Source organism: Acidobacteriota bacterium, from assembly GCA_040754075.1.
Taxonomy (GTDB): domain Bacteria; phylum Acidobacteriota; class Blastocatellia; order UBA7656; family UBA7656; genus JBFMDH01.
Window position 1 is genome coordinate 113,861 of sequence record JBFMDH010000007.1, and the last position, 25,872, is coordinate 139,732.

The following is a 25,872-nucleotide window of genomic DNA, read 5'->3' on the forward strand; positions in this document are numbered from 1 at the left end:
CCCTTCATCTTTAAAACGGCGACTCATCAGCCGATGGCCCGTAAATCGAAGGCACCGGAATATCATTCATTCTTAAATAGACGCTCAATTGTCCGCGATGGTGTATGCAGTGGTTCATCACAAAGCTGCGTAACACTGCGACTTTCGGGATTGAAAGAAGCGTCTGCCCGTTTTGTTTAAGCGACCAGCTTTTCATCAACTGTTCATCGCTGGCGCTTTCGATTGCCGCGCGCGCCGCCGCGATATTTTTATCAAGGGTTTCCAGCAACTCGGCATTACTTTTTGCCGCTTCGTTTTTCATTGGCACACCTCCGGGCGCAAGGTCGAATTCATCCGCAGAAATCGTCACATTCACCCAGCCAATCATATTGGCGATATGTGATGACAAATCGCCCATCGTCATTGATCTATCATGCGGTTTCCAGCCAAATTTATCATCAGTCACACGCTCAAGCGTCTTGCGCATGGTTGCCATCTCCGTATCAAATTCCGTTAATAATGCTGCACTAATTGCCATAATTTCCTCCTTAAAATTGTCTGTAGTCTGTTGTCCGATGTCCGGTGTTAATGCCACAATTAGCTTTTAAAGCTAAATTCTGAATGCCTGAATTAAGGTATGCAACGAAGAGAAAGACTTCTTCAGATTGTCTCCCCTTCTCCCGTTCTCCCCGTCTCCCCTTCTTTCTTCCTCCCGCCCGTCATCATCAAGCCAATCTCTTCCTCGCTGACGGTTTTGGGATTGACTTCGCCGACGAGGTGACCGTCGTACATCACGATGACCCGGTCACTCAGGCTCAATACTTCTTCGAGTTCGGCAGAGACCAGCAACACGGCTGCGCCACCATCGCGATACTCGATAATTTTTTTGTGAATGAATTCGATTGCCCCGATATCAACGCCGCGCGTCGGTTGGGAAATCAAAATCAATTTCGGATTGATGTCGAGTTCTCTGGCGACGATGAGTTTTTGTTGATTGCCGCCCGAAAGCGATTTAGCCGAAAGCCCAATGTTGGGCGGACGCACATCGTATTCCTTGACCAGCCGCTCGGCGCGGTCATCAATGTAATCTTGATTGAGTAAGACCGTACCGCAAACCGGGGCTGCCGCGTGAATGCCTAAAATCGAATTGCTCGCCAGATCAAACGGCAATAATAATCCGCGACGATGGCGGTCTTCGGGAATGTGCGCGATGCCGCGTTTTTTACGGGTTTTGGTACTGAGTTTATTGAGGTCTTGTCCCTGAAATAAAATTTCTCCCGATGTCGGATTCTTCAAACCGGAAATCACTTCGATCAATTCGGTCTGCCCGTTGCCTTCGACACCGGCAATGCCAAGTATTTCGCCGCTACGCACCGAAAACGTCAACTTATCCAAAGCCGGGGTTCCGTCTTTATTGACCAGTGAAAGATTTTTCGCATCCAGCACAATTCCGTTTGGTCTGGCATCCGCTTTTTCAACGCGCAGCAAAACATCGCGCCCGACCATTAGACTTGCGAGTTTTTCTGCCGTCGCATCTTTAGTAGGTAATTCGCCAACCACCTTGCCTTGACGCATGACGGTGACGTTATCGGAAAGCGCCAGAACTTCGGCGAGTTTGTGGGTAATGATGATGATAGTTTTGCCTTGCGCTTTCAGTCCGCGCAAAATGGCAAACATTTCATTGACTTCCTGTGGCGTCAAGACAGCGGTCGGTTCATCAAGAATTAAAATCTGTGCTCCGCGATACAAAGTCTTTAATATTTCGACGCGCTGTTGCTGCCCGACACTCAACTCTTCGATGCGCGCATCGGGATTGATTTTCAAACCGTATTGTTCGGAAATTTCGCGAACCCGCTCGCAAGCTCGCTTGTAATCGATGGCGATGCCGGATGTCGGTTCCGCGCCGAGAATAATATTTTCCGTCACCGTCAACGGGTCAACCAGCATGAAGTGCTGATGCACCATTCCGAGTCCGAGGGCGATGGCATCATGCGGATGGCGGATTTTCTGTGGCGTTCCATCGACCAGAATTTCCCCTTCGTCTGCGGTATAAAATCCGTAAAGAATATTCATGATGGTCGATTTTCCCGCGCCGTTTTCGCCGATGATGGCGTGAATCGACTCAGCAGGAATTTTCAGACTCACATCGTTATTCGCAACCACGGTAGCAAAACGTTTGCTGATGCCACGCATTTCGACTGCGTACTTTGTAGATTCGTTCATAGCGTGCTTTGTAAAAAGAGATTGAGCCGCAAGGCTCTAAAAAAGCGGCGTAATGATAATGGATTGATGGTGAGATGTGAAGTTGGCGATAGACAAAAAGACCGGACGACTGAACCAATACTGTCGTCCGGTCTTTGACGCCGTATTACTGAGCGATCTTTTGCTGGGTGGGCAGCAGTTTTTCTAACGTTTCAAGTAATTCTTTACCGCGCAAAGGCAATTGATTTTTTCTGCCCAGGCTGACAATTTTCCCTTGTGGGTCAAGCAGAATGGTGGTCGGGAAAGCGGTGATACGAAATCGCTTGGCTGTCAAATCCTTGATGCTGGGGGTTGTGGCGTTCGTCCAGGTAATCTCTTTTTCGGTTAAAAACTTTTTCACCTTCTCAACGCTTTCGTCTTCGTCCATCCCCAGTATTTCAAAACCGCGCGCTTTATACTTCGCATATGCCTCTTTGAAATTTGGGATTTCACCGACACATGGCCCACACCAGGTTCCCCAGAATTCGAGCAACAGATATTTGCCGCGAAACTCCGACAATCGGCGTTCGTTGCCGTCAAAATCGGTGAACTGAAAGTCATTGAGTTCGCTGCCGATCTCCAGTTCTATGCGCTGATAATCGGCAACCGGATGCGATTTTAAGACAATTTTCCCGCTCGCGCCATCAACCGATTTCGTCGAGACATACGCCGATCCGGCGCGAAAGACCACGGTTTCATCTTTGGCATAAGCTAATTCGTAAGACACGAAATTGTTATCTATCCTGGCATCGCCATTGGTATCTACGCCAATGTACCCTTTGGTTGCGTTCAGTTCCCCGCTCGGATAGTTGACCTGATATTGAACCAGGGTTTTGCGACCTTGAATATCGACCACCCCCTGCGCATAGCCGAGAAAGGTATGATTCACGTATCGCGTATCGTCTTTTTCCGGCTTCTTTTTCGGATGAAAGAATCTGACCGGAAAAAATTTAAAATCGCCCTTTTTAAGCGGAAGCTTTACCAACACCTGCCCGTCTTCATCCTGCGGATTTTCGATAGGTGAAAACGCGAAACGCTCAGAATCCGTCAGTTTCCCGTTTTCATCCAAGTCAACAAAGAGCACCGGCAACGTGTTGGGTCTTTCAATCAGGAATACGCTCAACCCGGCAATCTCTTTTCTCGGATTATTGAATAATCGCCCTCCAAATACCTGCTCACTTTTCGCGACCGGTACAGGCAAGGTAGCTATCTGATCAGGCAGTGCCTTTTTCAACTCGATTGAAGTGACCGGGCGTTCTGCGACCAATTCAGAGTTGAGTTTGCCGAGATATTCGACATTCTGTGTGAAGCTCAAGGTATTCGCATTCAGTCCTCCGAAAATCATCAGCGATAAAATAAACCTCTTCATCATCTCCTCCTCATTGTGCCAGCAATGCAAGAAGACCGGAGGAACCAAATTCTATCCGGTCTCTTTACGGACATTTGTGATTCAATTTAAGAACTATTTTTTAACCTTGGCGGAAAGGACGACAATCAAACCTTTGTCGCCCATCGTGGTGGTTCCGACAACTACTTTTTCGCCTTCGCGCAAACTTACAGGAGAGCGGAATCCAACGTTTTGATATTGAACTTTGGCATCGCTGCCGCCAATTACCAGAGGGATGCGCAGGTTGAATTGAAACATACCGATTTGCACAGTGGCTCCTGCCGTCGTGGATGAATCCAAGGTGATTTGCGAAATTGAATAATCAGAAAAAATCTGATTGCCCTGTGGAACCGCAACATTGAACAATTTCGGCTCTACGACACCATTATTGGAAATGCCTGACCCTCCTTCTTTAGTCGTGTGTATAGCCGAAAACATCAACGCATAGTTGGTGTATTTAAGCGTTGACATCAATTGGTCAAGCACCCCTTTGAGGTCTGAGGGAAATGCCGAGATGCCATCACCTTGCAAAGTGGTGTTTGAAGCAATCAACACTTGAATGGTGAAATTAATGTCCGGGCGCGGCGCTTGCGGGGTATCCAGTCGCTTTAAGGCTTCTTCTATTGCTGCAATATTTTCAGGAAAATCCCGAACCGTAATGGTTTTGAACTCTTCGCTAGTGGAAATGGTTGCGCCTTTGAACCCGCTTCCTAATGGAGATAATGCACGAAGCAACGACCATAATTCACGATACTTTACTTCAAGCACCTTGCCTTTGAAGCCTTTTTCCGAAACATAATCCGGCTCTTTCGCAGCAGGCGCTTGTGTCGTCGCGACGGTCGGTTTCGGGGTGGGTTGCGATTGAGGTGATGGCTGCGCAGGCTGTACGGTCACTGCGATTGGCGCAATCGCCGGTCTGGCATTTACGGTTGCGGTCAATGCCGGTGCGGGTGTTGCCGCCACCGTCGGCTGCGGTGTTTGTACGGGCGCAATCGTCACCGCAGCCGGTTGCGTGGTTGTGACCGGTGCGACTTTCGGCTGAACCACTTTTGCCGGTTTGGCAGGTTGCGGTTGCGGGGTTGCCTGTTGTCCAAAGCTGGTGAACGTCAGGCTGAAAATTAACAGTAGCGTGGTGATGGTTTCAATCATTAATGAAAACATAGCGTTTCTCCTAATCGGTAATCGTTTTGGGTGACTCGGTCGGTTTCGGCGCAAACCAGATGATGCGAACATTCGGGTCGCCGGTCTGGATTTCAATGCGCGTCGTCTCTATCGGTTTAAAATCGGTTTCAAACCAATGGGGTTCCTCAGAAAAAATATCGTCCGGGTTTTGCAGGCTGATTTCTGTAGTCACAATCGGTTCAAGAATATTTTGCGGCTCCCAGACATCAGGTAACTTGATGCGCTCCTGGGGCTTCACGCGCGGTTTGCGAACGCCAGCGATTCCAGTACCACGCGGTTTATCGTTAGGGTTGTCATTCGGCATCACGAGTGGCTCAGGCGGTTTATCAGGCGGAGTTTGTTGCGGTGTTTCGTCGTCTTTCCCCCTATTCACTATTTCAGGATTTTCTTTAACCACCGATTTGCCCGAAAAAACATAAAACGTAAATGCGCCAAATAGAATCAACAACAAAAATGCCAGGGCGTAAACAGGTTTCCAACGCCATCCAAGCGCCTGTAAAAATGTCTGACGCGCGGCGCTCGCCTGAATCTCCTGCATAACCGACTGTTGCAAATCTCTGAAAAACGCTTCATTGAACTCCGGCGGCGTAAGCGTCTGCATCCAGGCTTGGCTGGCATTGAATTGATTTGCCAGCCGCGCGCAAGCGTGACATTCACTAACGTGGATGGCGACTTGTTTCATTTCCCGCTCATCAAGGTCGCCTTCGATATAAAGCGGAATCAATTTTTCAAAATGGTGGCAATTCATCTTGCGGCTCCTATGGAGAGAAGAAATTTCTTGAGGCAAATCGTTTCAGAATTCTCCCTTGCTCCCTTTCTCTCCTGCTCCCTTTCTTAGACTCACGAGCATACGGCTATGAAACTCACGAATCTTGGCGCGTGCCGAACTGATTTGTGAACGCACGGTGGTTTGTGTCGAACCTAAAATCTTTGCGACTTCATTGGTCGAATACCCTTCCAAATCCCTGAGCACAATGGCGGCGCGCTCTTTTTCACTGAGCGATTTCAAGGCGCGATTAATCAAGGCGCGTTCCTGTGTTTTGATGGCTTGGGCTTCGAGATTATCGCGACCCACGAGGTCAGAAAAATTTCCGGCTGCGTGTTCGGCTTCAAATGAAGTGAATTGACCGACGCTGCCGCGTCTTCGCGCGATGTCATTGCACGAATTTACAGCGATGCGATAAAGCCAGCCGGAAAAATCCTGTCGCGTGTCATAACTTTTCAAATATTTAAATGCCTTTAAAAAAGTGTCCTGAGCGGCATCGCGCGCATCTTCCTGATTGCCAAGCATGCGCCAGGCAACCAACACGATTTTGCGTTGATAACAATGAATGATTTGTTCAAAGGCAGTGTTATCGCCGGCTTTCACACGTTCAATGACCAGCGCCATCGCGCGCTCGCGCGCGGCGCTCTCTTCAAGTTCAAAGCTGTTGGTCATCAATGCGATTTCGCAGCCCTCAACAATCATCATTCAGCCTTTCTCGTGTTTTCATAAACTACTACTTGGCAAACCGGAAAAGCGTTGAGAAATTTTTTACAAAAAATTGTGAGAAGGCAATGTGAGGATGAAGAGGTGTGGAGGTGTGGAAGTGAAGAGGTGAAGAGGTGAGGGCACGAAAGCCCTATTTTGATTTCAAATTTTGTTGCTTCATAAATTCACCTAAAGTCTCTTGTCTACCTTGCCTTTAGACCGCTAGTTCAACCGAGCGGCAATTCATTTTTAACCGCCTATCCCAAGAGCGTGACCATTCTTGAAGTAAGTTGCCTGAAGCGTTTTCAATGAATGACTTCCAACTCTGGCTGGAGGACGGGATAAATGGGACAAATGAAATGTCACCGCTTCACCGCTTCACCGCTTCACCGCTTCATCTGCAATACTCTTCGCCGATGGCATCGATTTTCGCGACGCGGCGGCGGTGACGGTCTTCCGTGAGGTCAGTCGAAAGCCAGGCGGTGACGATTTTTTTCATCTGTTCGTTGGAAATCATCTTGCCGCCCAGCGTCAACACATTTGCGCCGTTATGTTCGCGGCTATTTTTAGCGGTCGCTTCGTCGTAACACATCGCCGCGCGCACCCCCGGCACTTTATTGGCAGCCATGCAGGAACCGATGCCTGCGCCATCAATCATTATTCCAAGTTGGCAAACCTGATTGGCAACCGCGCGGGCGACGGCGTGCGCGAAGTCCGGGTAATCGACCGCTTGGGTCGAATAACAACCGAGGTCTTGAAATTCGTGCCCAAGTTCGGTGAGCACCCGTTTGAGTTCTTCTTTCATTGCATAGCCGCCGTGGTCTGCGCCAAGCGCGATGCGACGACGACTGGCGGCAATGCGGCGACGGGCGCGTTCGATTGTAATTTCGCGTTCGCGCACTAAATCCTCGGCAAGCGGCGTGAGTTTCGCGTTTTCGTCAATCCTCAGCGTATCGCCCGCTTTCAGGTTGCGTATATCGACTTCCGTAATGACCGCTTTGCCTCTTTCATCAATCAAACTCATAGCGTCAGGATTGTAGATTTTGAATGGTTGAATGTCTAACTTAAAAACGCCCGTATGTTGACAATTCGCAACTCGGTTTCTTATATTGCCCGCTCATTCAGAGAGTAAAACGAAAAAAGGAAAAGTTGCGTGAGGGGTTTCATACCACAGAGCTTTGGTTCAGTCAGTCGGTTTCGACAGCAACCATCCATACAGGTCGCAAAATTTGATGTTGAACAAGCGGTCTTCGACCGCGATTCCCCTCGTGCTACATTTTAATTTTCAGGAGACTGTGATGACAGCCAATCAACCCGCGAATTTTATCAATCACCCCAACTTAAAAGTGTTGCTCAGCCAAGCGCAGATTCAAAACCGGGTGCGCGAACTCGGCGCGCAAATCACCCGCGATTATGCCGATAAAAATCTCGAACTCATCGGCGTACTCAAAGGCGCTTGTGTGTTCCTGTCGGATTTGATTCGTCACATCGATTTGCCACTGTCGATTGATTTCATTGGCATTTCAAGTTACGGCGCTTCGACCAAGTCTTCGGGCGAAGTGAAAATCACCAAAGATTTGGATAAGAGTCTCGCGGGCAAAGATGTAATTCTGGTTGAAGACATCATTGATACGGGTTTGACCTTGAATTATATGATGCACAATTTCCAATCGCGCGAAGTCGCCTCCATAGAAATCGCCGCGCTTTTGGATAAACCGGAACGCCACCAAATCGAAATCCCCGCGAAATACGTGGGCTTCACCATCCCCAATCATTTCGTCGTCGGTTATGGGTTGGATTTTTCCGAGAAATATCGCAACCTGCCTTACATCGGCGTCCCCGAAAATCCTGACGAATTGTTTAAGGAGTAAGTTTATTTATAAGCTCCTAAGAGTTGAATCAATAAAATGCCGAGAAGCAAGTGGGTCGCGGCGCTCAATGCAAGAAGGGATTTTCCGCGCTCATATTGTTTCAGTTGTTTGATTTTGTAATAAATATCCTGGGCATAAACCTTCCATTCATCGCGTAAATCTTTATTGAGATACGCATCCAGTCGCGATAATAACGGTTCGATTTCCCCTTTTTTTGTGAGATTGGTTGAAAGCAAAATGGCGTCGCCAGCGGTTTCCTTTTCCTCGGCTGTTTTGCGAGGACGCGATTCGCAACGCGCCAGTTCATCACGCAATAACCAGCGCGCTTCGCTTGCCCATTTGTACAACAAACAGGTAAAGACAAACGCACAGCCGAACCACAGGCATTTATAGACGCCATAAGTAAATGCCCAAAGCATTTTTAACGAAGTTAGTAGCAGATTCACTCCGAACCAAAAGGTTTTGCGAATTTTCTTTCGCGCGAGTTTGGCTGTGGCTTTGGCATAACGCAAAGCCCTTTCTTTGAGAGTCGGTTTCGGCTTAGGTTTTGGTAAGTCCGCCCATCCGGGTCCGCCATTTACAGTGCGCGTCGCCGGTTCCCAGCCCAAGGTTCCAAGTGGAAAACGATAATCGGGATAGCTGCGTTTTACCTCTTTATAAGTCACCATCCGCTCACCTGCATGACCGCCTTCGGCATAAATCTCGCGCCAGTAATTGTTATATTCGCGCAATCGTTCGTGACAAACCGCCGCCGTGTAAAGCGCATCCCGCGCCGCCCGCGTGTTGGGATATTTCTTTACGACTTCCAAGTAGATTTCCAACGCCCGCGCCGCCATATCATGCTTTTGCATATAATCAAACAACAGTTGTGATTCATTCGCTTGACGAAAAGCGCCATATTCAAAAAATTCATAAAGCATATAGTGGCGATTATTTCTCCAGACCGGGTTATAAAACAGCAAGCTGCTTTGATAGATAAAGCTGGCAAATTGATAGAGCGCTTCAGCCCTGCTCTCATCATCGGTTGCCAGCCGATAATTATTATCAAGTCGCTGTAATTCGTCGGTAGTTCGTAAATCCTGTTCCAGCCATTGCGGTCGAATTCCTCTGATGTGAGGATCAAAAAGTCTGAGTTTTACTTCGCTCTCCTGCTCACCATAGTTGTAATAATTCGTGTCGTTTAAATAACTCCCATCAACGCTTCTGCCGGTCGGACGAATGCCTGAGAAAATTTTCCTGGCATCCTCCCAGCGAAAATCCCGCAGGTAACGCAAACCCAAAACATAAAGCAATTCGTCACGGTTTTTCAGATTCTGGCGGCTATCAATAAATTTAGCCAACTGCTCTGTCTTCATCAAAACTTCACAGAAGTAAGCGGCGTCATGGCGATAATCGAGCGCGAGGTATTGCTCAAGTGCGGCTTCAAGATTGCCCGCATCCTCTTCGAGCATCGCCAGATTTCGGCGCGCCCCTTCAGTGTAGCGGTTGTTCGGATTTTCTTTAATGAGCGTAGCCAAGGCAACACGAGCGGTCGGGTATTGCTTTAAATGATATTCAGCCACTCCAGCTACCCATAAGGCTTCTGCACGAAGCTCTTTATTGATGCCTAAACGCAAAGCCTGCCGCGCATATTGTGCCGCTTCCGAGAATTTTTCCAACTCAAAATTCCCTTCCGCAAGCCTCACCATGAAGGCACCGCCGGTTGAATTTTTGGGATGGCGATTTACCATTCGATTGGCGAATTCAACGATGCGCCGATACTCGCGAGATATTTTGATTTTTCTTTGCTCTTCGTCATCTTCCCAATCAATGGCGCGAAACGGCGCATAGTTGTAGAGATTGTGATAAGCATACGCCAACGCAGCTTTCGGCTCATCTTCTATTTCAGACTCTACCTGTCGCAACTCGTCATCGTTCGCATGATTGCGAACAAAATTCAATGAGAACAAGGCTTCAACTTTGGCTGATTCATTTTGACTGCCTAACATTCGATAATAATTGGCAAGCGCACGAACCTTGTTCCCGGTTTTGAAGGAAAGATACGCCAACCAACCCAGCGCATCCCCCCAGTAGCGACCCTGTGGAAATTCGCTTAAAAACCGTTGAAATGCGCTTTGGGCTTTGAGCAGATAATCATCAGGGCAATCCTGACAAAGACTTTCCCGTTTATCTCCTGTAAACACCTTGCTGCGTTTCATCGTCACCACCGCATACATAAAAAGAGCCGCTTCACGTTTTTCACTCTTGAAAAAATTTACTGCGATTTTGGCGAAGGCATCAGCGGCTTTCTCATCCTGAAGCCGGTAAAGCGTCGCGGCTTCAAGATACGCGACGTTGTCTTTTAAGTTCTTATCCGTTCTCAATTCACTTAAAGATTCCAGGATGCCTACAGAGGGAATCTGTGTATCGTAAAGCGAACGCGCATTCAGATATTTTTGTATTAATGAAGCGGGAGAACCTTGTTCAAGTGCGGTGAGCGCATCCAGTTTGTCGAACGCAGCATTTCGCCTCCACTGCAAATCAGTAAGCGAAATTTGGCGGGATAAATTTTCCGCAGAGGTGAGGGTTAAAAATTCGCTCAACGTCTGGCGCAATGAAAACAGGTTGCCTGATTGTTCTTCCTGCTCTGCTTCCCTCCATAAATTATTGATAGTTTCTACAATATTTTTCTCTTCTCGCTCCCTAAGTTCCCATTCAAATTCGGTCAACTCTCCCCAACTGGAAAACACTTTTGCATCATTCGCGCTCTCGTTTTTTGCGCGCCAATACTTTTCCATATGCGGTAATCTGCCGAAGTCGCTTGGAGTTCGGTAAGGGTTGAATCTCACGGAGTGTTCCGTACCCGCAGCCCAACTACAAGCCATCAGGGTTGCAGTGGTCACAATTGCAATTATGATTACACCCACTAAAAAACCAATGGGTCGGGGTTGTCTAAAGACTTGATTGAAGCGGGCTTTGAAGGTGTTAAGGGTTATCATGCATTCACCTATTTGACGGTTATGAGTTGCTTATTCCGGCGCATCTGGTCTTCACTGATTCGCAAGGAAACTGAAGCTTGAAAAGTTTCGGGCGCTTCGCCTTCAATTTTTATGACTGCTCGCGTTTGCCTGCCGACCGGTAAATAGCGCGATTTCAAGCGCAGCCGGTTAGCTCGGTATTGGCTGCACACTTGATTGTTAAATAACGTTTCATAAGCCAGCGTGTCATCAGTGATTACATCAATCAGGCACGGTTTCGGAATGAATAACTCAACCGTTAAAAAGTCTTCGCCCGGTGGCGGGGTCAAGGTGCCACGATTGATGATCGTTATCATCAACTGTGCCTGCTCATCCGAGACTGGGTTCTGCCTTTCCATTTCGATAGCAATCTGCGGGGAAGGCGTTTCATCCCTGAATGCACAGGCAATCTCTTTTAAGCTTAAATTGGTTTGATCCTGATCAGACGGCAGCCGAAACACACAAACGCCAAGGAGAAATCGCCCGCCTTCTTCGCGAACGCTTCTTACGGACTGACGAAGCGATTCAACGCTGGGTATATCCAGCATCACATATTCACCTGCGCGCAATGCCAATCCATCAATTAACGCATCGCCACGCGCTTGATAGACCACGCGCCATTCGCCTGCGTCTTTTCGGTCATTAAACCGGTGACCTTCGACCACTGCCATTTGTGAATGGCTGGCAATCAACGCCGGGTCTAAATCGCCACGCACTTCAATCAATTGTCCGCCGCGCGAGTAATGAATGGCATAACCATAAGCCGAAATTCCCGCATAAAACGGGCGTTTAAGCTCTGCGGCTCTTGCAACCCAACCGGCTACGCTTTCAGGTGAAGAAATTGGCGCGATCACATCTAACCGTTGCGGGATCATCGCCCCATAACATTGAGGAATCCAAAAAGAGACCTGCTCAAGCGCATCGGATAAATCAGCCGAACCCATCCACGTCGGCAGCCCTGTAAGGCTAACCTGCGCATTGGATTTCAGGCGTTTTCTCAGCTTATGAATGAGTTTGGCATAACGCGGAAGCAACCTCGTCGGCACATCGAAATCAAGTTGCAATCCGACAACCACTGCGCCTTCACGTAATGCCCGCTGACAATCATCGTGAAAAGTGACGCAAAGAACTTCAGCCAGTTCTCCTACCTGCAAAGTCTCAAATGCTGCCAGCGTGGTTCTGGTTGCGTTATAGACCAGATGCAGGTCAAGGTTTCGCGGCAAACGCCCTTGCGTTTCTCTAATCCGCCGCAGCTTTGAATTTTCATAGTCTATCTGTCCGGCTCGCACAAACAAGGCTCTCGCGTTCAACGCATCAATCGCAGCCTGAATGTCGCTTTGATTTGGTAACTGGTTTCGCCACGACCAGAACACCAGTGGTAATTCGTCAGTTCGCCATGCGTGGGGTTTTCTATATTGGGTAATGAGAAGGGTGATGACCGCCAAGCCTGTCACAACCGCTACCAATCCGGTGAACCGTTGCGAGCTGAATCGTTTTGATGAAAAGGCTTTGAACATTGCGAGGATTATCTGCAAGAGCGGAAAGTGAGGTTACGTGTTCTTCAACATCCATTGAATTGGCAGACCGCAGAATTTACTCAGGGGATATACGCCTCTCTGAACTGTGGATTACCACATTGATTCTTGCCCATTAAAAAGATAAAAATCTTGCAACAGCTTTTTGGGTGAATCGAGGACAAGGGATGAAAACATCTTTAAAATTAATTCTGATTGCTTGTTCTTATGTTTTTTACTTTGTCGGAAATCTATTCGCACAACATCTTGACTATCTGCCGCTTACCAAAGCCGAAAGGGGAAAGCCTTTTCCGATTCGTTATCTTGCGACTTTCGATACCTCGAAGTTGAATGAATTGCCGAAACAATTTCCCATTGGCATGAATGGCGCGGAATTCAACTTCGACACCGAGAGTGAACTGGGCATCACGCTTTCCGGTAAAGATAAATTTGGAAAGCCCTGGGTGGTTTATATCGGCAACAAAGGCGGACTCGGCGGCGATTTCTTTGCGGCTGACCTCGATAAAAACCGCATTGGCGATTTTATTTTTCTGTTTTACACGGGCGGCAATGGGCTTGCGCCAACCGCCCACATTTATACGCTATTATTCGATGCAACCGGTCGCCCGGTTCCGTTTGAAGCCGAGGGCTATTTTGACTGGGAGAAAAAAACGCTTGCCGATTTGGTTGATATGAACGGCGACGGTAAAGCCGAACTGGTTTTCATGAATTTCGATGACGGCTATTGGATAACCAATATTTACAAGGCGAGTGGTGCGCGCTGGCAACGGGTCAATGGCAAATTCGGCAAGCATTCATTTCCGCTCTACACGCGCTTTACCAATCGCCCGAATCACGCAGCCGTAAAACCCCAGCCCGGGCGTCACCCGTTCGCGCCAGACCTGGCAAACCATACGCCATTCACAACCGGACGAATGACCGGTTTCACCTGGGCGAAAGACGCGAGCGATGAGGAAGAATTTTCCTGTACGATTCAGGAGACAAGCGGCAAAGAAATCACCTGCACACCTGATCGCTGGTATGGCTCTGCACAATTGGTGATGGATTCCACCGAAGGTCGCAAAATTCTGGCTCTTTGGTCGGATAAAGAAACGGTTAAAACCTGGCTCGAAGAAATCATCAAACAACGGTACACGGTTTCACTGTTCGGCAAACGTTTTGCTGATAACCTCAGCCCCGAACTCATCTGGGTTTCAAAGTGACAAGTGATGAGTGATGAGCAAGGGCTTTTAACTCATCACTCATCACTTGTCACTGATTACTAAAATATGGCGATTTTGATTGCAGAAGATAACGTCGCACAGCGCACTTATTTGCGCGAAACTTTGGAACGCGAATTCATCGCTCATCTGCCGGTGATTGAAGCGGGCGATGGCGAAGAGACTATTGAACTGGCGCTCAAACATCGCCCGGCGCTCTGCGTGATGGATATTCAGATGCCCAAACTGTCGGGCGTAAAAGCGGCGCGCGCCATCTGGAAAAATTATCCTGCGGCGCGCATCATTTTCTGGACACAATTTCCCCACGAAATTTATATCAATGAAATTCGCAAACTGGTGAAATCCGTCAAACCGGCTCCGGCTTATGGTTTCATCGATAAGAACAATCCCGAAACCCGTTTCCTGAGATTCATCGCGGCGGTTTTAGAAGACGGCGCGGATATGATTGACCCGGCGTTCAAAGATTCATTCAAGCGTCCGCTGCTTACTGAGTTTGAAGCCGAAGCTTTGTACTACCTGGCGATGGGGCTGTCGAACTGGGCGATTGCTCGTAAATGCAGTTTGAGTTTACGCGGGGTTGAAAGCCGTTTGGCGACGCTTTACGAAAAACTGTTTATCTCATCGCCGGTCGGAACCGTGAATGAAAATTATGACCGCCTGGCTTACAACGTCCGCACCCGGGCGTTTTTTGAAGCGCTCAGGCGCGGACTCATCAACAGCGATGAACTCGAAAAAGCCGCCACGGAATTGGAGAGTTGGATTGAACGCGACCGCAAACGTTACGACGAAGAAACCAAAAAGCGAAAGCTATAGCGGCAAATCAATGAAGAGGTGAACCGGTGAAGAGGTGAAGTGGTGAATCTGACAAACCAAGTATTAACGTTTCGTCGAGTGCTTTATCTCCTCTTGTTGATTGCCGTGATTCCGGTTCTCTATCCTCTCCATACAACTGCTCAGAATGCCAATCCACAACCCCCTGCCAATCTTCACCAATGGGGCGCAGTAACACTTTTTCATGGGTTGCCATCTGACCATGTGCAGGCTATCGCTCAGGATCAGGATGGGACATTGTGGTTTGGCACAGATGGCGGACTGGCGAAGTTTGACGGACGGCGAATCGAAAAAATCGTTATTGAAGAATTGACCAATACCCGGGTTCGTGTGCTGACCTTTGATTTGCTGCAACGCTTATGGATTGGCACTGACAAAGGCGCAGGCATCTGGTCAAACAATCAATTTCAATTGCTTGCGGAAACCAGAGAAAAAAGTATTAACGCGATTGCTGTTGGTCGAAATATCGCGATGGTCAGTGAAGAAGGTTTCATTTTCAGCTATTCAATATCGACATTCCCAACTCATCTGTTCACCATTTCGCCTCAAGACAATCCCTTACTCAACATCGAAGCGAACAACTCGCCGCTGCCGCTGACCAGCGTTGAATTCGTGAGTGAAAATTCCCTGATTATCGGAACACGCGGGCGGGGATTGTTACAGATCGAAGGCAAAGAAATAAAGGAACTCACCATCAACCCGCGTCCGTTTTTTATTGAAGCGATTGCTCGTGATCCGCATCAGCAATTCTGGATTGGCGCGCAAGCCAAGGATTCCCACAACGGTTTATATCAGCTTGATGCCCTGTCGCGCTCCAAAAAAATCAATGCCGATACCAATACGGTCACGGCGCTGAAATTCGCTAACATAGAAACCTTCTGGGTGGGGACCCAAAAAGATGGAGTGTTTGTTTTTAAAGGCACGGAAGCTATCGAACATCTGACCTTTGAAAATACTGCCGGGGGACTAAGGTCAAATAATATCTATACCATCTTTTTTGACCGTGAAGGCGTGGTCTGGATAGGCACCGACAGAGGCGTTTGCCGCTTTGACCCGCAAGGCATGCGCGTTGAAACCATTTCACCGTTTGCCGAAAGTAATTTCATTCGCGCGCTGTTTCAATCAGCGGACGGGCTTATCTGGTGCGGCACCAATCGCGGGTTGTTCGTGCGTTTAAAAACCTCACCCATCTGGCAGGAGGTCGCTGAACTTTCAGGAAAAAGCATCTATGCGATGATTGAAACCGCAGAAAATCACTTACTGGTGGGAACCCATTCGGGCTTGTATTCAGGGAAAAAAGACCTGCGTTTTACATCACGATATTTTACCGGCAGCCGCGCCTTCGAGCGCGCGGAATCAGAAACTTCGCCGAACAATCAAACCGAAAGCATCCGGGCGTTTTGTAAATTTCAAAACACCATTTTTTTAGCGAGCTTTGAAAACGGCGTCGATAAATTTGACGGTGAAAATCGCACAACCATTTTTCCGGTTGAAAATAATGAGTTGGGAAAACGTCTGGTGGTTAGTCTTTTTGCGGATAAAAATGGGCGATTGCTGATTGGCACAGCCGAGGGCGGCTTATTTGTTTTTGACGGGAGACAGGCAATCAGAGAGCCAGATTTCGACAGCTTAAAAAATCAAACCATTTGGGCAATCACCCAAACCGCAGACGGCGCGCTGTGGTTTGCCACCAACGAAGGGTTATCGGTTTTCGCAAATGGAAAATTGCAGCATTTGATTGAAAGCGTCGAAGCCCGCGCGGTTATTCCAGCGAGCAATTCTGCGCCCTTCGTGTGGTGCGCAACCTCGGGGAGCGGATTTTTTAAAGTTCTGCTTGATGAACGCGGCGAGCCGATTATTTCGCGGTTCGACAGCGAACAAGGCTTGCCTTCGCAAAAAGTTTTTGCGGTTTTACCAACGGCTGAAAACGAATTATGGATTGGCACCAATAGCGGGGTGGTTCGCTATGAAACCAACAATATGGCTCCGGTTCTAAAAATTTCCCGCGTCATCGGCAACCGGGCTTATCAACCGCGGGAGATTGCCTCGCAAATCAATCTTGAATACCCGCAAAACAGTTTACTGGTTGAAGCAGCGGCAATCGGCAGCCGAACCTTCCCCGAACAATTTCAATATGCTTTTGTTCTCTTTGACAGCACCGGCCGTTTAATCACTCAAAAAATTTCCAGAGATTCGCAAATGGTGGTACAAAATTTAAGAAACGGCGAATACCGACTCACGGTTCGCGCCTACACCAACGACCTAATCGCTTCCGAACCGCTGACCGTAAATTTCGCCGTGCAACGCGCGCCATTTCCCTGGACAACCACCGCACTTGCGGTTTTGCTTTTATTAGCCATTCTCGCCATGTTCTGGGGTTACCGGCAAAATCAGAAAATCGCCCGCAGCCATGAAGCGTTAGCCATCACCAATCAACAACTCGCTGAAACCCGTATGCAACTGGCGAATGAAACCGAAACCGAACGCCGCCGGATTTCCCGTGATTTGCACGACCAGACGCTTGCCGATTTAAGGAAACTGATGATGCTTTCCGACCAGCTTTCAATAACTGAAAAAACCAATGGTCATCAATCGATTGACCCGAAACTGTTTCGCGCGGAAATCGAATCCATCTCTTCGGAAATCCGCCGCATCTGCGAAGATTTAAGCCCGTCGGTTTTAGAAAATGTCGGGTTTGCAGCGGCGCTCGAATGGGCGCTTACAGAAGCCGTCGCCCATCTTCCCGCAGAAAACCGTTTCGCTTACGAATTTGCGTGCGAAGAGTTTATTGAAGAAAAATTGAATCTTCCGACCGTGATGCAGATTCACATCTATCGTATCGCCCAGGAAGCCATCAGCAATATTTCACGTCACGCCCAGGCTTCGCAGGTTCGATTGCGCGCCCGCGTTGATGCCGACAACAATTTCATCCTTGAAATCGAAGATGATGGTTGCGGATTTGATTTATCAACCGAAGAGAAAAAAGGGCGCGGCATTGCCAACATTCGCACCCGCGCCAGTTTGATTGATGCAGAGGTCAATTGGATTCGCCAATCCACCGGCGGCACGCTTTTCATTTTTCGCAAATTAGCCCAATCTCCAATCTCCATTTAACCGGGCATCAGGCATTTCACCAATCGCGGCAATCCCCGTTATAATCGCTTGCTCAAAAATCAACAAGGAAACCAAACATTATGCAACCACTGGTCGGAATCATTATGGGTTCAAAATCGGATTGGGAGACCATGGCGAATGCTGCTGAAACCTTAACCGCGCTTAATGTACCCTTTGAAGTGCGCGTCGTATCGGCACATCGCACACCGGATTTACTTTTTGAATACGCCTCGACTGCCGAAACTCGCGGTCTTGAAGTAATTATTGCAGGCGCAGGTGGCGCGGCGCATCTGCCGGGAATGACGGCGGCGAAAACTTCGCTTCCGGTGGTCGGGGTTCCGGTTGAATCAAAAATGTTGAAAGGGATAGATTCATTGCTTTCGATTGTCCAGATGCCCGCAGGCATTCCGGTCGGCACCGTGGCAATCGGTAAAGCCGGCGCGATAAATGCGGCACTTTATGCCGCAGCGATGCTGGCAAACAAATACCCGGAGATTAAAAATGCGCTTAAACGCTTTCGCGAATCGCAGACCCAAAATGTGTTGGATAACCCAGACCCGCGTGACCCAACCTGTTGAAGCAACCGCTTAGGTCTACAGCAATAAATATGCACGCATCAAGGAATTTTTGAGCCAATGATTATTTTCTCCATTATCCTATGAAAATTTTTGCGGAGCTGTTGCGGGGGAGAGTGTCCAAGAACAACCTTCTGCTCAGTCTTTCATTCATTTTCCTATTAGCCTTTGCGCTGCGCCTCACTGCCAGTGGTTTGTTTGAAGGCATCCATTCGGGCCCCTCGCCGGAAGGTTTCGGCGTCGATGGCGTTGAATTCAATCAGATTGCTGAAAACCTTGCGCTTCATCACCAATTTTCAATTGTAGAAGGCAGCCCGACAACCTTTCGCGCGCCGGGGTTTCCATTGCTGCTTGCAGGTATCTACGAAATTTTTGGCGTGGATAATTTTTTCGCGGCGCGCGTCTGTTTTGCGTTGATCGGCACATTGTTGGTCTTTCCGGTTTTTTTTCTCACACGCGAAATTACCAATGATTTTACGGCTATGATTGCCGCTTTGCTTGCTGCCATCTATCCGAATTTAATTTATTACAACATCCATTTTGCCAGTGAACCGCTCTACACATTATTGCTAACCACTTCGATTTTTCTTTTTTTAAGAGCCAGTAAAGCCCTGTCCTCAAGGGATTTTTTTATGAGCGGGCTGCTGCTTGGTATGGCGGCACTCACACGTCCTGTAGCCGTACTGTTTATTCCGTTTTTTGCCATCGCCATCCTATTTTTATATCGCCGTAATTTTTTAAAACTCATTTTTCCGATTGCAGTTTTCGCTTTTGCAGCGGGATTGGTCATCGCGCCCTGGACATTGCGAAATTATTTGGCACAGCAGCAATTCGTGATGATTACCACCAATGGTGGCTCAACCTTCTGGGGCAGCAATAATCAATTGGTTTTGGATGACCCGCAACTTCATGGTGACTGGGTAACCACGGAAACCTTTGAAGAACAAAAAAATCTCCTCAGAGATTTATCCGAAGCTGAGCGCGACCGACACGAATGGCAATACGGCAAAAGTTTTTTAAAGAATCACCCACAGGTAATTCCGCGATTACTCTGGTACAAATTTTATGCGTTCTGGACGCCGATATTAAAAACTCCGAACCATAAATTTAATTTGTTGGTTGGATTGTCATATGGCCTGCTGTTGCCCTTTATACTGGCGGGCAGTTGGCTCTTTTTTAAACGACGAAAATTACTTCGCAGAGAATTGTTGATTTTAATTGCACCGATATTCGCGACGTTGATGAGCGTTTTGGTGTTTTACGGCTCTTCAAGATTTCGTTGTACTATCGAACCCTTGCTTCTGGTTTTCGCCGCCACTGCTATAAGTGGGTTGGTGGCAATGGTCTTTAAACAACCGGCAGTTTTTCCTTTTGAAAAAGTCACATCGAATTTGAAAAATGGAAAAAATAAATCCAGAGAGAAAAGTTTTTCATACTAACCTTGCGCGAGCGGGCGTCTTCCGCTAGTATCTCAATTTCGTTCTTTGACCCGTTCGTCTAGGGGCCTAGGACACCGCCCTTTCACGGCGGCAACACGGGTTCAAATCCCGTACGGGTCATTCATCATATGCTTTACTTGCTGCCGCATCGAAGATTAACCGCTTGGGTGCGGCAGATTCTTTTTTAAACCATACTGAAACTACCCGCCAAGTAAGTAATCGTCATATTCGAGCGGCTCAACCTCAATGGGTTTTGATGGGCGTGCCGCAGTGGTTACAAAACCGGTCATTCGGCTGAGCCGTTTGTTTACAGGTCGGGCAGGTTTTGCCCGCCGGCAGCAAGACTGGTTTACGCGGATAATTTCCGGCAAGAATCGCCTGATACTCTGCACTGTTTACCCATTCATCCAAGGCTCTGGCGCGCTCCACGGGAAACGGATGAGTGATGCCCATGCTGCCGATGAAGCGATAAAAGCGGTCGAGCATCTTTTCATCCATGCCTTCCCGATAAGCTCTTGCCTGATTGAGAAACTGTTCAACACTCAATTGCTCAGGCATTCGTCGCGTTCCGCCTGCCAGTTTCATCAGCATCGAAAGACAAGGCGTGGCGTCCTGCAAAACCAACAATGCGGCGCGGTCGGAACTGAGTTCCGAGCGTTGATCCCAGGCACCCAGTGCCGCTTCGATTCCTGCGCCGACCAGTTTGCCTGCGCCCAGAGTAGCCGAACCCAGCATTTCAAAGAATGGTTTGATGGCACGCGCCATGGTTTTGTACAGCACATGACCGCACTTAATGTGCCCAAGTTCATGAGCGATGACGCCCATCACTTCGGTATCGGTCATCAAGTCAATCAATCCGGTTTGCAAAACGATGAACGGATGGTCGTGACCGGAAGTGTAAGCGTTGACCGGGCCGTTGCTGACATAAAGTTCAGGCTCATCGACATCCAGAATCGCACAGCATTCGCGCAGCATTTCATAAATCAAGGGCATCTGTCGCGGGGCAACCCGCACAGAACCGCCGATATTTTGCACGTACTCAATACGCTCAATGCCATATTCGACAAATTTGCGACACAGCCAGTCAAAGCCTTTTACCCGTTTGAGGTTTTCCGTTGCGATGCGGTCTAAAGGATGTTGAAAAGCATCCGGCGTCATCCCTGTAAAACGAACTCGTTCAAAAACACTACTCGACATATACTACCTCCTTACAGATTAGACTGGTGAAAGCCGCAAATTCATTTCAAACTTTTTTTGAGCAAATCTAACATCATCCGAAATTCGATTTTCCCTGGTTATGTCAAGCCATCATTTATCAAAAAATTTTCATTGGCGAATTGACCACAGACGGTTTGTTGGCTTTGTTGACAGAAGCAGCATTCTAACTTCACAATGATGGTTTGTGAATCGACCGGGAAAGGACGCTGTGCAACCCGAAAGTTGATTATCTGCTTAACCCAAAATGCATAGTGAATCTAAAATTACTAATCGAACTTTTCAGGCAGTAACACGTTGAAAAACGCAGGTCAGCCCGATTCGTTTTTTTGTATGTTTAAACATCATTTTAAAATTCTCTTATTTATCCTCACGCTCTCGACTCAGTTTTTTGCGCTTGAACACAAAACCGCAGCCCGTAACCTCGTCGGCAGCGATACGATTGTCATTATGCCGTTTGAAAATGTATCGGGTCGCACTGAATACAACTGGATTGGCGAAAGTTTCGCTTCGACGTTATCGGAATTGCTCGATAAACCCGGTTTAATCGCCATCCGCCCGGATGAGCGCAATGTCGCGTACAAGCAGGAAGGCTTGCCGCCAACTGCTATCTTGACGCGCGCCACCATGATTAAAATTGCCGAACGCGCCGGCGCAACGCTGGTCGTCATTGGCACCTATCGAATTTCCGATGACCGCGATAAAGATAAGACCGAACAACCGAAACCTAAAACCGACACCACCCAGGAAAAACCGGTTGAGCGAACTGTTGCGATTACTGCGCGATTGATTGATATTCGCGAAGGTCGTTTGATTGGCGAATTCAACCTCGGTGGCGATTTATACAAACTTCAGGAATTTCAAGGGACGCTGGCTTACGAAATCCTCTACAAACGCAATCCCGCGCTGCCTTATTCACAAGTCGAATTAACCACCCAGGCGACGCTTGCGCCGATTGGCGCATTTGAGAACTACATCAAAGGCACGCTGACCCGTGAACGCCAGGCGCAAATCGAATTTCTCGAAAAAGCCATTAACGAGTTTAACGACAAGGTTCGCGGTTATTACATCTCTGCGATGTTTGAACTCGGTCGTATTCGCTATGAATCGGGCGAATATAAAGAAGCGATTGACTTACTGGCAAAACTCTCAGACCGCGACCCGCGTTATGATGAAGCGCAATTTTATATCGGCGTCGCGCAAAACGCTTTGGGACTCACCGATGCCGCGATTGAAGGGCAACAGAAACTCGCAGCCGCCTTGCCGCTTTATGAGGTTTATAACAACATCGGCGTGTTGCTTATCAAACAAAAGCAGATTGCCGAAGCTCTGCAACATTTGAAACCGGCGGTCGATGTCGCCCCGCGTGATACCGATGCGCTGTTTAATCTCGGTTATGCCTACTATCTGGCGAAAGATTATGCCAACGCTGCGGGGATGCTCCGACGCGAACTCGAACGCCGAACCGATGACGGCGAGGCTTATTATATTCTAAGCAAGGCGCTCACCGGACTGGGCGACCAGGCGGGCGCAAGCGAGGCGGCGAATCAGGCGAAGCGGTTACTGCCCAATTTCGCGCAGTGGGAAGTCAAGGGTGCGCCGGTTCTGGCGCGCATGAAAAAGACTTTCAGCAAACCCAATTATTACCGGTTCAAACGCGACAAGGATGAACGCGCCAACGCCATCAATGCCACTAGCGCCACGCCAACTCAGGCTGATGCGATGCTCGAAAAAGCCCGCACCGCGTTTTTTGGTGGACGCGATGAAGAGGCGCTCACCACCAGTCAGAACCTCTTACAGGTTGCGCCGCAAAATTACGAAGCCCATCTGTTAATCGCCAGAGTTTATGAACGACGCGGCGATTTTGACCGCGCCATCAATGCCCTGAAAGCCGCTTTATTCTGGAATCCGCAACTCGCGGCAGCACACATTCTTTCGGGTCGTATTTATGTTTTGAAAAATGATTGCGTGAATGCCCGAGCCGCTTTGACGAAAGCCTTGCAAATCGCGCCAACCGATCAGGACGCTCAAGCCTTGAAGCGTTTGGTCGAACAGAAATGCACAACGCAATAAAGTGAATTCGCATTAAAGCGAATTCGCTGACCCCAGGTCTATTGCTCGACATTTTCCAGAATCCAGATGTTTCCGGTGACCTCCATCATAGGCAAAATCAGACGGTCAGCGGCTAAAGCCAGTTCCATATTTCGCACATCTTCCAGAATGATTTGACTGGGACTGTCAAAGGTTGTGACGCGAAAAGGTTCGCCCACCGGCTGCCCTTTTAATGGATTGAAGCGAACTCCCCAGACATTGAAGAAGCCGGTTCGATTGGAAATGAAGTAGAGGATTTTCCCATCCGGCGACCATCGTGGTTTGTCATCGAAACTGCGGCTTTCGGTGATGCGCGTCCAATCACCCCCTGCGGCAGAAACCACATAAATCGTAGAGATTCCCGCCTGATTCATCCTGGCTGTACAAAAACTGATCCACCGGTCATCGGGAGAAAACCGTGCCTGATAGAGATTCTCGTCCGGGTGAGCGGTTACCACCTGCATTTGGGCTTCGGCATGGGGTACGGCGGACAAGGGAATCTTGCCAATCAACCGGCGTACAGGTGTGCCGCGCATAAATCCCGCCAGTATCCAAGAGCCATCGATAGACCAATCCCAGGTCGGTTCGACCAACGCGCTCGCCGTCGTAAGTACCTGTTCGTCGCCGCCCTCAACCGACATAAACGCCAAGTCCCAACGATTCTGCGCGCCTACCGATTTGGCAGTATTTTCACGGCTGTATGCCAATCGTTTACCATCACGCGACCAACGAGGCGACGAGCGCGATAAATCATCGGTGATTAAAATCGCTTCCCGTCCATCAGACAGTGATTTAATTCGCAATTCCCGTTTTCCTGCCCGGCTGGTGACAAACACCAGGCTGCGACCATCAGCAGTCAGGTCTGGGAAAAACGCCTCCATTCCTACCGGAGTGATGGGCTGTCCAGCAGCGTTGGCAATTCCCGTAGTCGCGTTGAAAGGAAATGACCAGATGCGGGTTTGCTCAATGCGCGAAGTGAACGCCAGATTCTTGCCGTTTCGAGAGACCACGACATCCGTATCCAATCCAGCGCCTGCGGTTAATCGTTCCGGTCCTGCCAGCCAGCGCAAACTTTTGGCATCGATGCTAACTTTCCATAAGCTTTTTACGCTTGATGAAACGCCTTCAAAAAAGAGCGCATCACCGGCAGATGACCATTGAAATCCTTGAAAGTTTACCGCAGCTTCCTTGAATTGTTCGGTAACCGTCGCGGCGTATTCTGACTTGACGGGCTTACCACCTGCCAGCGGCACCGTCCAAAATCCCTGCCCTTGTTCAAAATGATTTCCCCACACCGAAACCCGCTGCCCGTCAGGATGCCAGGATGCACAGAAAGAGATGAAATCGGCGAGAAAATCGGTCAGCACCTCACGCGGCGGTTTGCCATCCAGCCCTACCACATAGAGTTTGGGAATTTCGGCAGTATTGGTGCGCAAAATGGAAGTGTAAAAAAGAATTTCCGTGCCGTCCGGCGACCAGCGCGGACGGTAGCCGAAGGAGGCAACCTTGTGTTCGTTCCCGCCAAGTACCGGAACAACGTATAGCCCGCCTCCTTCACGCTCGGAGCGGAAGACGAGACGATTGCCCTCCGGTGCCCAATCCGGCTGCCAGTCATGCGCCGCCGAGGTCGTAATCCGAACCGGATTGCCTTCACCAACCGGCTGTACCCAGATGTCAAAATTGCCGGAACGATCCGAAGTGTAAGCGATCAGTCGCCCGTCTGGCGACCAGGTCGGCTCACTCTCCAGACCCGCATCAAAAGTCAATTGCCAGAGTTTGCGTGGCAACTGCACTTGCGGCTTTTGGCGCAGTTGCACAACTACCAGGGCGATAATCCCCCCGACAATCACCATGACCAGAAGAGCAATCAACCCCTTCTGGTAATATCGCAGTGGGCTAACCAGGCGTGTCTCCGGCAGCGCCGCTCGACCCGAGTCAATAGGCGTTTCTCTTTTCTGACTAGCCCGGTGTCCATTCGACCTTTTGGTCGCCAGTTCATTAAGCGCCTCGCTTTCCTGCTTGATCTCTTTTACGCCAGCCACAAACCGGTAGCCCCGCCCCGGAACCGTCGCAATATATTGTGGCGCACCCAGGTGATCGTCGAGCGCCTTTCTCAATGCCGAAATGGTTCGCGCCAGGTTGTTTTCTTCAACGACCGTATCCTGCCAGACTTCCTTGAGCAACTCATCTTTCTTCAGCACCTCTCCCTGCTGCTGAATCAATGCCAGCAACACCTCAAAAGCTTTCAAACCAATCGGCACCAGTTCTCCGTTGCGTAGCAGAATGGATTTTGCCACATCCACAACAAACGGACCGAACTCGTAATACCTGACCACTCCTTTTTGCTTAACACCTTCCATTTCTTACATATCCAAAACTTTTCAGAAATTTTTCATTCGAGCGATGAATTTTTCACGATTTTTACAGGGGATAGCCAAAGACATTTCAGGCTACTAAGAGTATTTTCCTTTTGAGATTGGAAATTATAAATCAGAATCAATAAACAAGCGAGCACCTGGCGAGGCAAATCCGCTCGGCGGAGAGTGATGTCCTCTAGTCTATCAAGACTCGCATTTCAAATCTCAAAGAAGCTCGTTACTTCAATCTGAGCGGTCGGCTTTGCATAACGCTCAGAAGCGCGGGAATGCGCGGTCAAAAAAATCAGAAAATTCATAGCGTGCATTTGGTTACATCGTTGAGGCACGGATTTCACTCACTAACGGGA

The 25,872-nt window shown here is 48.8% G+C and carries 18 protein-coding genes and 1 tRNA gene; 8 read left to right on the plus strand and 11 right to left on the minus strand.

The features are described from left to right. Window positions 1-10 precede the first annotated feature (10 nt). The 7 genes from AB1757_09960 to rpiB form a co-directional block, all read right to left on the minus strand. Window positions 11-517, minus strand: coding sequence for a DinB family protein (locus AB1757_09960; protein MEW6127353.1), 507 nt, complete (start codon window positions 515-517; stop codon window positions 11-13). 122 nt (window positions 518-639) lie between these two features. Beyond that, window positions 640-2,202 carry an ABC transporter ATP-binding protein gene (locus tag AB1757_09965; GenBank protein ID MEW6127354.1) on the minus strand — a complete coding sequence of 521 codons (1,563 nt, stop codon included), beginning with the start codon at window positions 2,200-2,202 and terminating at the stop codon, window positions 640-642. Window positions 2,203-2,347: 145 nt separating this feature from the next. Continuing rightward, window positions 2,348-3,592, minus strand: a complete 1,245-nt coding sequence (locus AB1757_09970) for a TlpA disulfide reductase family protein (protein MEW6127355.1) — start codon at window positions 3,590-3,592, stop codon at window positions 2,348-2,350. 90 nt (window positions 3,593-3,682) lie between these two features. Then, on the minus strand, window positions 3,683-4,768 hold the full coding sequence (locus AB1757_09975; GenBank protein MEW6127356.1) for a hypothetical protein: 1,086 nt from the start codon (window positions 4,766-4,768) through the stop codon (window positions 3,683-3,685). A gap of 10 nt (window positions 4,769-4,778) precedes the next feature. Continuing rightward, on the minus strand, window positions 4,779-5,537 hold the full coding sequence (locus AB1757_09980; protein MEW6127357.1) for a zf-HC2 domain-containing protein: 759 nt from the start codon (window positions 5,535-5,537) through the stop codon (window positions 4,779-4,781). 45 nt (window positions 5,538-5,582) lie between these two features. Further along, entirely contained in the window at window positions 5,583-6,260 is a 678-nt protein-coding gene (locus AB1757_09985) for a sigma-70 family RNA polymerase sigma factor (GenBank protein ID MEW6127358.1), read from the minus strand. 394 nt (window positions 6,261-6,654) lie between these two features. Beyond that, window positions 6,655-7,278 carry a ribose 5-phosphate isomerase B gene (gene rpiB / locus AB1757_09990; protein MEW6127359.1) on the minus strand — a complete coding sequence of 208 codons (624 nt, stop codon included), beginning with the start codon at window positions 7,276-7,278 and terminating at the stop codon, window positions 6,655-6,657. A gap of 280 nt (window positions 7,279-7,558) precedes the next feature. Here rpiB and hpt point away from each other — a divergent pair, with 280 nt between their 5' ends. Further along, window positions 7,559-8,131, plus strand: coding sequence for a hypoxanthine phosphoribosyltransferase (gene hpt / locus AB1757_09995; protein MEW6127360.1), 573 nt, complete (start codon window positions 7,559-7,561; stop codon window positions 8,129-8,131). 2 nt (window positions 8,132-8,133) lie between these two features. On the opposite strand, the gene AB1757_10000 is transcribed toward hpt, so the two are convergent. Together AB1757_10000 and AB1757_10005 are read right to left on the minus strand one after the other, a co-directional pair. Beyond that, on the minus strand, window positions 8,134-10,908 hold the full coding sequence (locus AB1757_10000) for a tetratricopeptide repeat protein (GenBank protein MEW6127361.1): 2,775 nt from the start codon (window positions 10,906-10,908) through the stop codon (window positions 8,134-8,136). Between the two features lie 209 nt (window positions 10,909-11,117). Beyond that, the gene (locus tag AB1757_10005; GenBank protein ID MEW6127362.1) at window positions 11,118-12,644 is read right to left on the minus strand and encodes a DUF3142 domain-containing protein; all 1,527 of its coding nucleotides are present in this window, start codon (window positions 12,642-12,644) and stop codon (window positions 11,118-11,120) included. A 185-nt stretch (window positions 12,645-12,829) separates the two neighbouring features. Here AB1757_10005 and AB1757_10010 point away from each other — a divergent pair, with 185 nt between their 5' ends. The 6 genes from AB1757_10010 to AB1757_10035 all read left to right on the plus strand — a co-directional run bounded on the left by AB1757_10010 (window position 12,830) and on the right by AB1757_10035 (window position 19,961). Continuing rightward, window positions 12,830-13,864: a hypothetical protein gene (locus AB1757_10010; protein ID MEW6127363.1), complete on the plus strand. Its 1,035-nt coding sequence runs from the start codon at window positions 12,830-12,832 to the stop codon at window positions 13,862-13,864. A 66-nt stretch (window positions 13,865-13,930) separates the two neighbouring features. Further along, the gene (locus tag AB1757_10015; GenBank protein ID MEW6127364.1) at window positions 13,931-14,695 is read left to right on the plus strand and encodes a response regulator transcription factor; all 765 of its coding nucleotides are present in this window, start codon (window positions 13,931-13,933) and stop codon (window positions 14,693-14,695) included. 42 nt (window positions 14,696-14,737) lie between these two features. Then, window positions 14,738-17,827, plus strand: a complete 3,090-nt coding sequence (locus AB1757_10020) for a two-component regulator propeller domain-containing protein (protein MEW6127365.1) — start codon at window positions 14,738-14,740, stop codon at window positions 17,825-17,827. Between the two features lie 80 nt (window positions 17,828-17,907). Continuing rightward, on the plus strand, window positions 17,908-18,405 hold the full coding sequence (purE, locus tag AB1757_10025; GenBank protein ID MEW6127366.1) for a 5-(carboxyamino)imidazole ribonucleotide mutase: 498 nt from the start codon (window positions 17,908-17,910) through the stop codon (window positions 18,403-18,405). Between the two features lie 113 nt (window positions 18,406-18,518). Beyond that, entirely contained in the window at window positions 18,519-19,841 is a 1,323-nt protein-coding gene (locus tag AB1757_10030; GenBank protein MEW6127367.1) for a glycosyltransferase family 39 protein, read from the plus strand. A gap of 47 nt (window positions 19,842-19,888) precedes the next feature. Further along, a tRNA-Glu gene (locus AB1757_10035) sits at window positions 19,889-19,961 on the plus strand. Between the two features lie 123 nt (window positions 19,962-20,084). Here AB1757_10035 and AB1757_10040 read toward each other — a convergent pair. Further along, on the minus strand, window positions 20,085-21,038 hold the full coding sequence (locus AB1757_10040) for a M48 family metallopeptidase (protein MEW6127368.1): 954 nt from the start codon (window positions 21,036-21,038) through the stop codon (window positions 20,085-20,087). A 315-nt stretch (window positions 21,039-21,353) separates the two neighbouring features. Here AB1757_10040 and AB1757_10045 point away from each other — a divergent pair, with 315 nt between their 5' ends. Beyond that, window positions 21,354-23,129, plus strand: coding sequence for a tetratricopeptide repeat protein (locus tag AB1757_10045; protein ID MEW6127369.1), 1,776 nt, complete (start codon window positions 21,354-21,356; stop codon window positions 23,127-23,129). Between the two features lie 38 nt (window positions 23,130-23,167). Here the strand turns inward: AB1757_10045 and AB1757_10050 are convergent, their stop codons facing one another. Then, window positions 23,168-25,507 carry a winged helix-turn-helix domain-containing protein gene (locus AB1757_10050; protein ID MEW6127370.1) on the minus strand — a complete coding sequence of 780 codons (2,340 nt, stop codon included), beginning with the start codon at window positions 25,505-25,507 and terminating at the stop codon, window positions 23,168-23,170. Between the last annotated feature and the right edge of the window lie 365 nt (window positions 25,508-25,872).

Coding starts and splice junctions, on each gene's coding strand:
- purE (MEW6127366.1), top strand. CDS start 17,908: ATGCAACCACTGGTCGGAATCATTATGGGTTCAAAATCGGATTGGGAG.
- hpt (MEW6127360.1), top strand. CDS start 7,559: ATGACAGCCAATCAACCCGCGAATTTTATCAATCACCCCAACTTAAAA.
- AB1757_09980 (MEW6127357.1), bottom strand. CDS start 5,537: ATGAATTGCCACCATTTTGAAAAATTGATTCCGCTTTATATCGAAGGC.
- AB1757_10015 (MEW6127364.1), top strand. CDS start 13,931: ATGGCGATTTTGATTGCAGAAGATAACGTCGCACAGCGCACTTATTTG.
- AB1757_10005 (MEW6127362.1), bottom strand. CDS start 12,644: ATGTTCAAAGCCTTTTCATCAAAACGATTCAGCTCGCAACGGTTCACC.
- AB1757_09970 (MEW6127355.1), bottom strand. CDS start 3,592: ATGATGAAGAGGTTTATTTTATCGCTGATGATTTTCGGAGGACTGAAT.
- AB1757_10040 (MEW6127368.1), bottom strand. CDS start 21,038: ATGTCGAGTAGTGTTTTTGAACGAGTTCGTTTTACAGGGATGACGCCG.
- AB1757_10010 (MEW6127363.1), top strand. CDS start 12,830: ATGAAAACATCTTTAAAATTAATTCTGATTGCTTGTTCTTATGTTTTT.
- AB1757_10000 (MEW6127361.1), bottom strand. CDS start 10,908: ATGGAAAAGTATTGGCGCGCAAAAAACGAGAGCGCGAATGATGCAAAA.
- AB1757_09960 (MEW6127353.1), bottom strand. CDS start 517: ATGGCAATTAGTGCAGCATTATTAACGGAATTTGATACGGAGATGGCA.
- AB1757_10050 (MEW6127370.1), bottom strand. CDS start 25,507: ATGGAAGGTGTTAAGCAAAAAGGAGTGGTCAGGTATTACGAGTTCGGT.
- AB1757_09975 (MEW6127356.1), bottom strand. CDS start 4,768: ATGTTTTCATTAATGATTGAAACCATCACCACGCTACTGTTAATTTTC.
- AB1757_09965 (MEW6127354.1), bottom strand. CDS start 2,202: ATGAACGAATCTACAAAGTACGCAGTCGAAATGCGTGGCATCAGCAAA.
- AB1757_09985 (MEW6127358.1), bottom strand. CDS start 6,260: ATGATGATTGTTGAGGGCTGCGAAATCGCATTGATGACCAACAGCTTT.